This is a genomic window from Pseudomonas baltica (genome assembly GCF_031880315.1).
Lineage (GTDB): Bacteria > Pseudomonadota > Gammaproteobacteria > Pseudomonadales > Pseudomonadaceae > Aquipseudomonas.
Map to the genome: position 1 here is coordinate 3,658,046 of NZ_CP134771.1, position 13,186 is coordinate 3,671,231.

Below are 13,186 nucleotides of genomic sequence, written 5' to 3' on the forward strand. Positions count from 1 at the left end.
TCGCTCCCACAGAGTCAACCGCACCTGTGGGAGCAAGCCTTGCCCGCCAAGGGGCCAGCAAGAACAACCCAACGCTTCAAGACTTTCAAGAAGACCGTCCATGCGTCCCGCCCGAGCCCTTATCGATTTGCAGGCCTTGCGCCACAACTACCAACTGGCCCGCGAAATCAGCAATGGCGCCCGTGCGCTGGCGGTGCTCAAGGCCGATGCCTACGGCCATGGTGCCGTACGCTGTGCCCAGGCGCTGGAAGCCGAGGCCGACGGTTTTGCCGTCGCCTGCATCGAGGAAGCACTGGAACTACGGGCGGCCGGTATCACTGCACCGATCCTGCTGCTGGAGGGCTTCTTCGAAGCCAGCGAGCTGGCGCTTATCGTCGAGCATGATTTCTGGTGCGTGGTGCATTCACTCTGGCAACTCGAAGCCATCGAACAGACTGCCCTGGCCAAGTCTATCGTCGTCTGGCTCAAGCTCGACTCGGGCATGCATCGGGTCGGCCTGCACCCCAAGGACTACCAGGCCGCTTACCAGCGCTTGCTGGCCAGCGGCAAGGTCTTGCGCGTCGTGCTGATGAGCCACTTCGCCCGTGCCGACGAACTGCACAGCGACGCCAGCAGCCAGCAGGTTGCGGTGTTCCAGGCCGCCCGCGAAGGCCTGAATGCCGAGATCAGCCTGCGCAATTCACCGGCCCTGCTCGGCTGGCCACAAGTGCCCAGCGATTGGGTGCGGCCAGGGATCATGCTGTACGGCGCCACGCCCTTCGAGGAGCCACAGAGTGAGGCCGCGCGTCTGCAGCCGGTCATGACCCTGGAGTCGAAAGTGATCTGCGTGCGTGAGTTGCCGGCGGGCGAACCGATCGGCTATGGCGGTGGCTTCGTCACCGATCGGCCTATGCGCATCGGCGTGGTCGCCATGGGCTATGCCGACGGTTATCCGCGCGTGGCGCCGACCGGTACACCGGTGCTGGTGGCCGGGCAGCGCAGCCGTCTGTTGGGCCGAGTGTCGATGGACATGCTGTGCATCGATCTGACCGACGTGCCCGCCGCCGGGCTGGGCAGCCCCGTAGAGTTATGGGGCAAAAACGTACTGGCCAGCGACGTAGCGATGCAGGCCGGGACCATCGCCTATCAGATATTCTGCAATCTGCGCCGGGTGCCATTGGTCTACACCGGCGCATAGCCCGCCAGGCGGGGGCATTCAGACGATTCACCCAAGTCGAACTGTTGTAAATATTGAACGCTGTTGCGATGATGGCGTTTCAATCGACTGTGTCGAATCCTCTGGAGGACTCCCGTATTGGACGTCGGTGAACGACTGCAAGCCATCCGCAAACTCAAGGGGCTGTCTCAGCGTGAGCTCGCCAAACGCGCGGGTGTCACCAACAGCACCATCTCGATGATCGAGAAGAACAGTGTCAGCCCCTCGATCAGTTCGTTGAGGAAGGTGCTCAGCGGTATTCCGATGTCCATGGTCGAGTTCTTTTCCGAAGAGCTGCAACCGGAAAACCCCACTCAGGTGGTCTACAAGGCCAACGAGCTGATCGATATTTCCGATGGCGCGGTGACCATGAAGCTGGTCGGTCGCGCCCATCCCAGCCGTGCCATTGCCTTCCTCAACGAAATCTATCCACCGGGCGCCGATACCGGCGACGAGATGCTGACCCACGAAGGCGAGGAGACCGGCATTGTGGTCGAAGGCCGCCTGGAACTGGTGGTGGGCCTGGAGACCTTCGTGCTGGAGGTGGGCGACAGCTATTACTTCGAGAGCAGTCGGCCGCATCGGTTTCGCAATCCCTTCGATGCCCCGGCGCGGTTGATCAGCGCGGCGACGCCTGCGAATTTCTGATGTGTTCATGCGGGGCTCTTCGCGGGCAAGCTTTCCTCCCACAGCCTTTGGCGATCTGTGTGGGTGCAAGGCTTGCCAGCCAAGAGGCCTGTCCTGCCGCTACAAAGCATCAGCACCACTGAGTCGCATTCCCTCCAAAGCGGTCCTAAGCTGAGTCAGTCGCTCACGGATCCTTTGCATATGCCAACCATCTGCTCCATCGACCGCGCCGTCGAGGAAGTCCTCGAACGTCTGCCGGCCCACATCCATATGGGCATGCCGCTAGGGCTCGGCAAGGCCAATCGTTTCGCCAACGCCCTCTATGCGCGTATCCAGCAGTTGCCCGACCGCCAGCTGACCATTTATACCGCGCTGGCACTGGGCCGTCCGACCCTGGGCGATGGTCTGCAAAAACGTTTTCTCGAACCCTTCGTCGAGCGCGTCTACGGCGACTACCTGGAGCTCGATTTCCTCCACGCCCTGCGCACCGACACCTTGCCCGCCAACGTCAAGGTCGAACAGTTCTTCATGCAGCCGGGCAGCCTGCTGCACAGCAATGAGGCGCAACAGAACTACGTCAGCAGCAACTACAGCCATGCCGCGCGGGACATCAACGCCAAGGGCCTGAACCTGGTGGCGCAATTGGTAGCTCAGGATCAGGACAACCCCTCCAAATTGAGCCTGAGCTGCAACCCCGACATCACCCTCGACTTGCTGCCCATGATCGCCAAGCGCCGCGCCGCCGGCGAGACCGTGCTGATGCTCGGCCAGATCCACGACCAGTTGCCTTATATGGACGGCGGCGCCGAAGTGCCTAGCGACACCTTCGATCTGCTGATCGACGTGTCGGAGTACACCCGCTTGTTCTCCACGCCCAACATGCCGGTCAGCTGCCAGGATCACTTCATTGGCTTGCACAGCAGCACACTGGTGCGTGATGGCGGCACCTTGCAGATCGGCATTGGCGCCATGGGCGACGCGTTGACTGCAGCGCTGCTGGCGCGTCAGGCCGATAACAATGGCTATCGGGCGGTGCTGGATGACCTGGACATGCGCCCCTGGCAAAGCCTCATCGACAGCGAAGGCGGCCTGCAGCCGTTCGCCACCGGGCTGTATGGCTGCAGCGAAATGTTCGTGCATGGCTTGCTGGTGCTGGCCGAGGCCGGGGTGATGCGGCGCAAGGTCTATCCCGATGTGCAGCAGCAGACGTTGGCCAACCTCGGCACGCTTGACGAGTCGACGCCAGGCGGCGTGGTACTGCATGTCGGCTTTTTTCTCGGCCCCCAGAGCTTCTATGAGCGCCTGCGCGAGTTGCCGAAAGACACCTTGTCGACCTTCGACATGACCGCCATCAGCTACATCAACGAGCTGTATGGCGATGAGGCCCTCAAGCGCCTGCAGCGCCGGGATGCGCGCTTCATCAACACGGTGTTCACCGTCACGCTGCTGGGCGCGGCGGTGTCGGATCAACTCGAAAGTGGCCGGGTACTCAGCGGCGTCGGCGGCCAATACAACTTCGTGGTCCAGGGCCACGCGCTGGAAGACGCGCGCTCGGTGCTGGTCCTGCGCAGCTGGCGCGAGTCGGCCGGGGTGGTGAGCTCCAATGTGCAATGGGATTACGGCCATTGCACCATCCCCCGGCACCTGCGCGATATCGTGATCACCGAGTACGGCATCGCCGACCTGCGCGGCCAGACCGATGCGGTGGTGGTCGAGCGGTTGATCAATATTGCCGATTCGCGATTTCAGGCCAGCTTGATTGCCGAGGCGCAGATTGCCGGCAAGCTGCGCCAGGACTTTCAGCTCGATCCGCGTTTTGCCGATAACAGCCCGGAGCGTCTGCAGGCCATTCGCGAGCGGCATCCGCGATTGTTCGCCGAGTACCCGTTGGGCTGTGATTTTACCGAGGAGGAACGCGACTTGCTGCGGGCACTGAACTGGCTCAAGAGCAAGTTCCACCTCAGCGAGATTTTCGAGTTGGGCAAGGCGGCGCTGGATGCGCCGGAGCCGTCACGCTTTGCGGCGCATTTGCAGCGCATGCAGCTGAGCGAGCCCCATGGGTTGCGGGAGGATCTGTATCAGCGGTTGTTGTTGGCGGCGTTGCAGGCCACGCAATCTTGAGTGCGCTTGCGGGCATCTTCGCGGGCAAGCCTTGCTCCCACAATGGTGCGGTGTACGCCTGTGGGAGCAAGGCTTGCCCGCGAAGAGGTCGGTCCGGCTAAAGAAAAGTAACCTGCCCACCGGCCAGTGATTTGACCCGCGCCAGCGACTCCACCCGATACCCCTGGGCATCCAGCTCGGCACGCCCTGGCTGGAACGATTTCTCGATCACGATCCCCAGCCCGGCGACATTGGCGCCGGCCTGCTTGATGATCGAGATCAACGCCTGGGACGCCTTACCGTTGGCCAGAAAATCATCGATGATCAGCACCCGATCGCTGCTGTTCAGGTGCCGCGGCGAAATCGCCACGGTGCTGTCGGTCTGCTTGGTGAACGAGTGCACCGTCGCCGTCAGCAAGTTTTCGGTCAGCGTCAGCGATTGATGCTTGCGGGCGAAAATCACCGGCACGCCGAGCTTGAGCCCGGTCATCACCGCCGGGGCGATGCCCGAGGCTTCGATGGTGACGATCTTGCTGATGCCCGAATCGGCGAATAGTCGCGCGAATTCATCGCCGATCTGCTGCATCAACAGCGGGTCGATCTGGTGGTTCAGGAAGGCATCTACCTTCAGTACCTGGTCAGAAAGCACGATGCCTTCTTCGCGAATCTTTTTGTGCAGGGCTTCCACGTTGGCTCCTCTGGGCTCAATCATCTTTTGAGCATGGCGCGGATATCCGCCAATGCCGTATTGCCACGCACGGCCTTGACCTCGGTCGGCGTGTCGTCGTTACCTTCCCAGGCGAGATCGTCCGGGGGCAGTTCATCGAGAAAACGACTCGGCGCGCAGTCGATGATCTCGCCGTATTGCTTGCGCTTGGCGGCGAAGGTGAAGGCCAGCGTCTGCCGCGCGCGGGTGATGCCCACGTAGGCCAGGCGGCGCTCTTCTTCGATGGTATCGGCCTCGATGCTCGAACGGTGAGGGAGGATTTCCTCCTCCATGCCCATGATGAACACGTAGGGGAATTCCAGGCCCTTGGAGGCGTGCAAGGTCATCATCTGCACGCCTTCGGCGCCGTCTTCTTCTTCCTGCTGGCGTTCGAGCATGTCGCGCAGCACCAGCTTGCCGATGGCTTCCTCGATGGTCATGCCGCCGTCTTCGTCTTTCTCGAGGGTGTTCTTCAGGGCCTCGATCAAGAACCACACGTTACCCATGCGGTAGTCCGCGGCCTTGTCGCTGGAGCTGTTGGTGCGGATCCAGTTTTCGTAGTCGATATCCATGACCATGCTGCGCAGGGCGCCGATCGGATCTTCGCCAGCGCACTGCTCGCGGACCTTGTCCATGTAGCGCTTGAAGCGCGCCAGGCGATCGGTGAAGCGGGCGTCCAGGTGTTCGCCCAGGCCGAGTTCGTCGGTGGCGGCGTACATCGAGGTCTTGCGCTCGGTGGAATAGTTGCCGAGTTTTTCGAGGGTCGTCGAGCCGATTTCCCGGCGCGGCACGTTGATCACCCGCAGGAAGGCGTTGTCGTCGTCAGGGTTCACGATCAGGCGGAAGTACGCCATGAGGTCCTTGACCTCCTGGCGGCCGAAGAAGCTGTTGCCGCCCGACAGGCGATATGGCACCTGGTGGTGCTGCAGCTTCAATTCGATGAGCTTGGCCTGGTAGTTGCCGCGATACAGAATGGCGAAATCGCTGTAGGGGCGATCGGTGCGCAGGTGCAGGCTGAGGATTTCGACGGCCACGCGTTCGGCCTCGGCGTCCTCGTTCTTGCAGCGGATCACGCGGATCTCGTCGCCGTGACCCATCTCGCTCCACAGCTGTTTTTCGAACTCGTGGGGGTTGTTCGAGATCAGCACGTTGGCGCAGCGCAGGATGCGGCTGGTGGAGCGGTAGTTCTGCTCCAGCATCACCACTTTCAGGGACGGGTAGTCGTCCTTGAGCAGCATGAGATTTTCAGGACGCGCGCCGCGCCAGGCGTAGATCGACTGGTCGTCATCGCCTACCACGGTGAACTGGTTGCGCGTACCGATCAGCAGCTTCACCAGCAGGTATTGGCTGGCGTTGGTGTCCTGGTATTCGTCCACCAGCAGGTAGCGCACCTTGTTCTGCCACTTTTCAAGGATGTCGGGGTGTTCCTGGAAGAGTTTCACCGGCTGCAGGATCAGGTCGTCGAAGTCCACCGCGTTGAACGCCTTGAGCGTGCGCTGGTAGTGGGTGTAGACGATGGCGGCGGTCTGCTCCTTGGGGTTGCGGGCGTTTTCCAGGGCCTCGGGCGGCAGTACCAGGTCGTTCTTCCACGAGCCGATCATGTTCTTGATCTCGTCGACGCCGTCGTCGCCCGAGTATTCCTTTTGCATGATGTCGGTCATCAGCGCCTTGACGTCGGTCTCGTCAAAGATCGAGAAGCCCGGCTTGTAGCCTAGCCGCGTGTGCTCCTTGCGGATGATGTTCAGGCCCAGATTGTGGAAGGTCGAGACGGTCAGGCCGCGGCCTTCGCCACCGCGCAGCAGGGTGCCGACGCGCTCCTTCATCTCGCGCGCGGCCTTGTTGGTAAAGGTCATGGCGACGATGTACTGGGCGCGGATGCCGCAGTTCTGGATCAGGTGCGCGATCTTGCGGGTGATCACGCTGGTCTTGCCGGAACCGGCACCGGCGAGCACCAAAAGAGGGCCGCCGACGTAGTTCACGGCTTCTTGTTGCCGGGGATTGAGTCGGGACATTTCGAATAGACGGATCAGAGAAATAGCCGCGCATTTTAGCAGGGTCTGCGCCGTCTGCCGCGACCGTCTGGAGCTGGCGAGCACTTTTCACCATCTAAATTTGCCGCTTTGGATACTTTCCCGCAGGATGCATCTACAAATGCGGCAAACCTTCAAATGAGTGGACGTAGCTGATACTGTGAATCGTTACGATTCATGTCGTCGGCAGTTACGTGTTGATACTTTCTGGTCTGTGAACGCGTGTTAAGGAGTCTGCTTGTCTACGCCCGTCGAAACCGTGCGCCTGTTGCTCCTGGCTGATCAAGCCGTATGGACGGTAGCTGTGCAGGAGTCCCTCGCACCGTTGGGCGATGGCTATGCGCTGGTTTCGGCAGCGAGCTGGGAGGCGGTCGGGGCCTTGTTCGATGGCGACCCTCACGCGATCCTGCTGACGACCGCACAGTTGCAGCCCGGCCCCGGCCAATGCGTGCTGCCCCAGGTGCTGCTGCTGGAGGCCGAGCCGGACACCGCGCCGCTGGGCGTCAGTGACTGGCTGGTCCGTGGCCAGATGGGCCCCGACACGCTGCGCCGTTGCCTGCGCCATGTGCGCGAGCGCGGCGCGTTGGAAAGCACCTTGCAGCGTCTGGCCGAACAGGACCCTTTGACGGGTATCGCCAACCGCCAGGGTTTCCAGACGCTGCTGGCGGCGCGCCTGGCAATCAACGAGGGCCGTGGCATCGCCCTTGGCCATTTCGACCTCGACAACTTTCGCTCGGCCAACGACGCCCTTGGCCATCAGGCCGGCGATCGGCTGATCCTCCAAGTGGTGGCGCGCCTCAAGGGTGAGCTCGAGCCTGGCGATCAACTGTCCCGCCTGGGCAGCGACGAGTTCGCCCTGCTGATCGATACTCGCCGCGATCCCCAGCGCGCCGAAGTCTTGGCCGAGCGGATTGTCGAGGCCATGTCCGAACCCTACTGGATCGATGGCGAGAGCCTGCTGATCGGCTGCAGCCTGGGCATCGCCCACGCCCGCGCCAAGGCGGGCGCCGACCCGTTGATGTGGCATGCGCATATCGCCATGCAGCAGGCGAAGAACATCCAGGGCTGCACCTTTCATGTCTTCAACGAACGCATCAACCGCCACGCCCGTAGCCTCGCCGACCTCGAAAGCGAACTGCGCCGCGCCCTGCGCCGTGACGAGCTGGAGCTGCACTACCAACCTCGGCTGAACCTGCACAGCGGCGAAATCGTCGGCGTCGAGGCCCTGGTGCGCTGGCGGCACACCGAGCGCGGGCTACTGCCGCCCAGTGAATTCGTGCCGCTGGCCGAGCAGAGCGGTTTGATCGTGCCTTTGGGCTACTGGGTCATCTCCCGCGCCCTGCGCGATATGCAGGACCTGCGCGAGCGCGGCATGGCGCCGCTGCACATGGCGGTCAACCTGTCGTTCCGCCAGTTTCAGGACAGCCAGTTGCTCGTCACCCTCGGGCGCTTGATCAGCGAGCGCGGCATCGATGCCAGCTGGCTGGAATTCGAACTGACCGAAACCGCCGTGATGCGCCGCAACGATCAGGTCAAGCAGACCATGGATGCCCTGGGCAAGCTGGGCGTGCGCTTTTCGCTGGACGATTTCGGCACCGGATTCTCTTCATTCGTGCACCTCAACAGCCTGCCGATCGCCTTGTTGAAGATCGACAAGAGCTTCGTCGCTGGCATGGAGACGCGCGAAGAGAACCGCCAACTGGTGCACGCCATGATCCATCTGGCCCACAACCTCAACCTGCAAGTGGTGGCCGAAGGTGTCGAAACCGCAGAGCAGCTCACGCTGCTGCGCGGTTTCGGCTGCGATCAGGTGCAGGGTTACCTGATCAGTAAGGCGCTGCCTCTGGACGCTTTTGCCGAGTTTCTGCAACGGGGCTCGGCGCAGCAGTGGGCGCTGGGGCAAGGTTGACCGTGGTCCGCTTGATCAGTCGGCGCATTTTCCATTCAAAGACGCTGGTGAGGATGATCGCCGAACAGCCCAGGCCCATCGCCAGCCCCCACCAGATGCCTTCAGGCCCCCACCCGGCATGGAACGCCAGCAGCCAGGCGGCGGGCGCACCGATTATCCAGTAGCAGAACAACCCCACCACGAAGGTCGTGCGTGCATCCTTGAGGCCCCGGATCGCGCCCATGGCGATGGTCTGCACGCCATCGAACAGTTCGAACCACGCGGCCACCGCCAGCAGGCTCAAGGCGACCTGGACCACCGGCTGGAAGGCCGGATCCTGTTCGTTGAGCATCAGCCCGATGACCGCATTCGGTGCCAGCCAGAACAATACCGAAAACCCCAGCATCGCCAGCCCGCCGACGCCGATGCCCAAGCGCCCGGCCAGGCGCGCGTTGGCCCACTGGTCGGCACCGTAATGGCGGCCGATCCGCAGCGTGACCGCGTAGGACATGCCGGCCGGCACCATGAACGCCACCGAGACGATCTGCAGGGCGATCTGATGTGCCGCCAGCGGCACGCTGCCGAGCAACCCCATGCACAGCGCGGCGAAGGCGAACACGCCGACTTCCACTGCATAGGTGCCGCCGATCGGCAGGCCCAGGCGCCACAGCTCGCGGATCGCGGCCACGGACGGGCGCAGTAGCCCCTGCCGGATCGGATAGCTGGCGTAGGCCCGGTGCCGGCCGATGTGCAGGGCCAGCAGAATGGCCATGCCAGTGCTGACGATGGCGGTCACCAGGCCGATACCAGTCAGGCCCAGCTTGGGCAAGCCGAACATCCCTTCGATCAGGGCGTGGTTGAGCCCGTAGTTGACCACCGTACCGCCAATGCTGATGATCATTACCGGCCCGGGCCGGCCGACGGCGCTGGTGAACCCGCGCAACGCCATGAAGCTCAGGTTGCCGGGCATGGCCAGCGGTAGCAGCAGTAGAAACTGACCGGCGAAGGCCACGTTGACGGGCGATTGGCCCAGCAGCAACAGGACCGGGCCGAGGTTCCACAGCAACACCCCGCCCAGCACCGCCAGCAGCCAGGCCAGCCACAAGCCGGCCTGAGTGAGTTTCGCCGCGCCCAGATGATCACCGGCGCCATGGCGCATGGACACCAGCGTCCCGACCGCCGCCATCACGCCGATACAGAAAATCGACACGAACGAATAGCTCGCCGCGCCCAGGCCGCCGCCGGCCAACGCCTCGGGGCTCAAGCGCGCCATCATCAGGGTGTCGGTCAGCAGCATCAGCATGTGCGCCAACTGCGAGGCGATCAGCGGCCCTGCCAGACGCAGCAAGGCTTTGAGTTCGACGCGAAGTGGCGAGGTCATGGCGGGTCACGATAGAGGCAGGGGCAAGGCTGCCTATTGTCGCGCTTGCTAGGCCGCGACACAAAAGGATAAAAAAGATATGTGGCATGAGTAATACTCATGTCCCGGTGTTCCGCGGTTTAGCGCGTCGCCTATTTCGGGAGGTCCTTCATGAACCGTCGTCTGCCGCCTCTCTATGCCTTGCGGGCATTCGAAGCCGCCGCTCGCCACAGCTCCTTCACCCGTGCGGCGGATGAGTTATCGATCACCCAAAGCGCGGTCAGCCGGCATATTCGCACCCTTGAGAGCCACTTTGGCTGTCGTCTGTTCGTGCGCAGTGGCCGCGCCTTGCAGCTCAGCGAGTCGGCACGGCTGCTGTTGCCCGGCGTGCGCGAGGGCTTTGCGGCGCTGGAGCGCGCCTGCCATACCCTGCAGGCCGAGGACGATGTGCTGCGCATGAAAGCCCCCTCGACCTTGACCATGCGCTGGCTGTTGGCGCGCCTGAGCCGCTTTCGTCACGTGCAGGCCGGCAACGAGGTGCAACTGACCAGCGCCTGGATGGAAATCGACCATGTCGACTTCAATCAGGAGCCCTTCGATTGCGCGGTGTTGCTGTCCAACGGCAACTTCCCGGCAGAGTGGGAGGCAGCCCACCTGTTTGCCGAGCTGTTGATTCCGGTGGGCTCGCCGGCGCTGATCAATGACGCGCCGTGGGATTCCGAGCGCCTGGCCAGTACCGAGTTGCTGCACCCCACGCCCGACCGCCGTGACTGGCGTAGCTGGCTGCAACGCATGGGCCTGACCGAGCAGGTGTCGATCCGTGGCGGGCAGGCGTTTGACACCCTGGAGTTGGGCATGATCGCCGCCGCGCGGGGCTATGGAGTGGCCATCGGTGATTTGTTGATGGTGGCCGAGGACGTGGCCCAGCAGCGCCTGAGCCTGCCGTGGCCCACGGCGGTGGCCAGTGGCGAAGACTATTATCTGGTCTGGCCGAAGACGCGTCCGGGTGGCGAGCGGCTGCGGCGCTTGAGCGAGTTCCTGCAGGCCGAGGTGGCGGCGATGCGTTTACCCGACGTGGAAATCCTCCGCTGATGGGGGCGCGTCAAATAACCGGGTGATGGACTCAAGTATCTTGCGGTCGCGCCGATGCTTAAAGCACAGAACCTCGCGACGAAAGGTTCGCTTGCGTGTTCAAAAAACAGCTATGCCGCGCGGTAGTCCGATCTGTGATCGAGCTGGCGGCCAGGAGTTTCTATGTCTCAACCTCGTGCCCGAATTGCCACGCAACTCGGGGTCACTCTTGCCGTCATTCTGGTGGTGGTCATCAGCGCCAGTACCCTGTTCGCGTTGCGTTCATTGGACACCGCCAACCTGCATACCCGCGAGGCGCACATGTCCAGCGAGGCGCGGTTGCTTGCCGACCAGTTGCTGACCTTCCACTCGACCTTGCGCGACAGCACCCAGCGCCTCAGCGGCTTGTTCGAGTCGCGCTTCAAGCGCGGCCTGACGCTCGACGCCACGCAGTCGGTAGCCGTGGGCAGTGTGCAGACCCCGAGCCTGAGCCTGGGCGACGGCGAGGTGCTCAACAACGATTTCCGCGAGGTTGACGATTTCCGCACGATGACCGCCGGCGTGGCCACGGTGTTCGTGCGCAGCGGCAGCGATTTCATCCGCATCAGCACTTCGCTGACCAAGCAGGACGGCAGCCGTGCCATCGGCACGCTGCTCGACCATGCCCACCCGGCCTACGCGCTGTTGATGGCAGGCCAGAGCTATGTCGGCCGCGCGGTGCTGTTCGACCGCTCCTACATGACCCAGTACACCCCGGTGCGCGACGCCAGCGGCCAGGTGATCGCCGTCTTGTTCGTGGGCTTCGATTACACCGATGCGCAAAAGGCTCAATTCGACAACCTCAAGCAATTCCGCCTCGGCAAGACCGGCTCCCTGGCGCTGCTCGACGAAAAGGGCAAATGGCTGGTGCCACCGGCTGGCGTCAAGGACACCGACAAGGCCGCCACGGCCTTGGCCGAATTGGCCAAACGCCCTGGTGTCGCCGACGTGTGGAGCGACAGCGGTGATGACTTTTACTCCGTGGCCATGCCCTTCAGCGGCGGCCCCTGGAGCGTGATCGCCACCATGCCCGAAGAGGAGCTGCGCGCCGTGACCTGGGACGTGGGCGTACAGTTGATCATCGGTAGTCTGCTGACCACTTTGATTGCTGTGGCGGCGACCATCTGGCTGCTGCGGCGCAAGCTCAAGCCCCTGAGCGACCTGGTGATCCAGGCCGAGGCCATGGGCGCGGGCGACCTGAGCGTACGCATGACCCTCGCCAGCCACGACGAGATCGGCCAGTTGGCGCGCAGCTTCAACCAGATGGGCGATGCGCTGGGCAATACTGTCACGCACATTCGCGATGCCGCGCAGCAGGTCAGTGGCCGCGCGCAGGTGTTGTCGGGCTTGTCCAGCGGTGCCTATGAAGGGATGGAGCAGCAGTCCGGCGAGATCACCAGCATGGCGGGGGCGGTGGAGGAGTTCAGCGCTACTTCCCTGAATATCGCCGACAACATGGGCAATACCGAGCGTATGGCCCGAGAGAATACCGAGCAGACGCGTATCGGCCGGGCTTCGATGACCGAGGCGTCGTCCTCCTTGGAGCAGATTGCCAAGGCCCTGAGCGGCACGGCGACGGTGATCAACACCTTGGGCCAGCGCTCACAGGAAATCGGCGGCATCGTCGGGGTGATCACGTCGATCGCCGAGCAGACCAACCTGTTGGCGCTCAACGCGGCCATCGAGGCGGCGCGGGCCGGCGAGCAAGGTCGCGGTTTTGCGGTGGTGGCCGACGAGGTGCGCAGCCTGGCTTCGCGCACGCGGCAGGCCACGGACGAGATTTCCAGCATGATCGGCAGCATCCAGCAGGAAACCAGCAACGCCATCCAGACCATGGAGCAGGGCAATCGCTTGATGGAAGAGGGCCTGACGCGCAACGCCAAGGTGGCCGACGCGTTGGCGCACATCGATGAGCAAAGCCGCTCGGCGGGGCATCAGTTCGCGGCGATTTCCACCGCGACCCAGGAGCAGAGCAGTACCGCGACTTTGTTGAGCAGCAATCTGCAGAGCATTGCCATGGCCAACAGCGAGCAGCGCGAGGTGGTGTCGCATCTGGCGGACACGGCGCGGGAGCTGGAAGGGTTGGCGGCAGAGTTGCGCCAAGAGGTGGATCGCTTTCGGGTTGACCGTTGATCTGCGTTAAATCAGTGATGTTCGAGGTTTAGCCGCG

At 63.1% G+C, this 13,186-nt stretch carries 9 protein-coding genes and 1 pseudogene; 7 read left to right on the top strand and 3 right to left on the bottom strand.

From position 1 onward, the window contains the following. The first annotated feature begins 100 nt into the window (after positions 1–100). From alr to REH34_RS16330, 3 genes are all read left to right on the top strand, one after another. On the top strand, positions 101–1,177 hold the full coding sequence (gene alr, locus REH34_RS16320; protein WP_311968458.1) for an alanine racemase: 1,077 nt from the start codon (positions 101–103) through the stop codon (positions 1,175–1,177). A gap of 117 nt (positions 1,178–1,294) precedes the next feature. Next, positions 1,295–1,843, top strand: coding sequence for a cupin domain-containing protein (locus REH34_RS16325; protein WP_311968459.1), 549 nt, complete (start codon positions 1,295–1,297; stop codon positions 1,841–1,843). Between the two features lie 180 nt (positions 1,844–2,023). Beyond that, positions 2,024–3,943, top strand: a complete 1,920-nt coding sequence (locus REH34_RS16330) for an acetyl-CoA hydrolase/transferase C-terminal domain-containing protein (protein ID WP_311968460.1) — start codon at positions 2,024–2,026, stop codon at positions 3,941–3,943. Between the two features lie 97 nt (positions 3,944–4,040). Here the strand turns inward: REH34_RS16330 and xpt are convergent, their stop codons facing one another. Together xpt and rep are read right to left on the bottom strand one after the other, a co-directional pair. Next, positions 4,041–4,610: a xanthine phosphoribosyltransferase gene (gene xpt, locus REH34_RS16335; protein ID WP_311968461.1), complete on the bottom strand. Its 570-nt coding sequence runs from the start codon at positions 4,608–4,610 to the stop codon at positions 4,041–4,043. Positions 4,611–4,630: 20 nt separating this feature from the next. Further along, positions 4,631–6,640 carry a DNA helicase Rep gene (rep, locus tag REH34_RS16340; protein WP_226503997.1) on the bottom strand — a complete coding sequence of 670 codons (2,010 nt, stop codon included), beginning with the start codon at positions 6,638–6,640 and terminating at the stop codon, positions 4,631–4,633. A 256-nt stretch (positions 6,641–6,896) separates the two neighbouring features. On the opposite strand from rep, the gene REH34_RS16345 reads away from it, so the two are divergent. Then, positions 6,897–8,567 (top strand): bifunctional diguanylate cyclase/phosphodiesterase, encoded by a 1,671-nt coding sequence (locus tag REH34_RS16345; protein WP_311968462.1) that lies wholly within the window; start codon positions 6,897–6,899, stop codon positions 8,565–8,567. On the opposite strand, the gene REH34_RS16350 is transcribed toward REH34_RS16345, so the two are convergent. Further along, positions 8,485–9,927, bottom strand: a complete 1,443-nt coding sequence (locus REH34_RS16350) for a NorM family multidrug efflux MATE transporter (RefSeq protein ID WP_311968463.1) — start codon at positions 9,925–9,927, stop codon at positions 8,485–8,487. The two genes, REH34_RS16345 and REH34_RS16350, sit on opposite strands and share 83 nt — an antisense overlap. A gap of 150 nt (positions 9,928–10,077) precedes the next feature. Here REH34_RS16350 and REH34_RS16355 point away from each other — a divergent pair, with 150 nt between their 5' ends. The 3 genes and pseudogenes from REH34_RS16355 (at position 10,078) to REH34_RS30225 (ending at position 13,149) form a co-directional block, all read left to right on the top strand. Then, positions 10,078–10,998, top strand: coding sequence for a LysR substrate-binding domain-containing protein (locus tag REH34_RS16355; RefSeq protein WP_226504000.1), 921 nt, complete (start codon positions 10,078–10,080; stop codon positions 10,996–10,998). Positions 10,999–11,298: 300 nt separating this feature from the next. Continuing rightward, positions 11,299–12,282 (top strand): annotated as a pseudogene (locus REH34_RS30220) (Cache 3/Cache 2 fusion domain-containing protein); the annotation flags it as partial. 135 nt (positions 12,283–12,417) lie between these two features. Next, positions 12,418–13,149, top strand: a complete 732-nt coding sequence (locus REH34_RS30225; RefSeq protein ID WP_409373331.1) for a methyl-accepting chemotaxis protein — start codon at positions 12,418–12,420, stop codon at positions 13,147–13,149. Positions 13,150–13,186: the final 37 nt, after the last annotated feature.

Excerpts from the sequence above, each read along its gene's own strand:
- REH34_RS16355 (WP_226504000.1), top strand. The coding sequence starts at position 10,078 with ATGAACCGTCGTCTGCCGCCTCTCTATGCCTTGCGGGCATTCGAAGCC.
- alr (WP_311968458.1), top strand. The coding sequence starts at position 101 with ATGCGTCCCGCCCGAGCCCTTATCGATTTGCAGGCCTTGCGCCACAAC.
- REH34_RS30225 (WP_409373331.1), top strand. The coding sequence starts at position 12,418 with ATGGCGGGGGCGGTGGAGGAGTTCAGCGCTACTTCCCTGAATATCGCC.
- REH34_RS16330 (WP_311968460.1), top strand. The coding sequence starts at position 2,024 with ATGCCAACCATCTGCTCCATCGACCGCGCCGTCGAGGAAGTCCTCGAA.
- rep (WP_226503997.1), bottom strand. The coding sequence starts at position 6,640 with ATGTCCCGACTCAATCCCCGGCAACAAGAAGCCGTGAACTACGTCGGC.
- REH34_RS16350 (WP_311968463.1), bottom strand. The coding sequence starts at position 9,927 with ATGACCTCGCCACTTCGCGTCGAACTCAAAGCCTTGCTGCGTCTGGCA.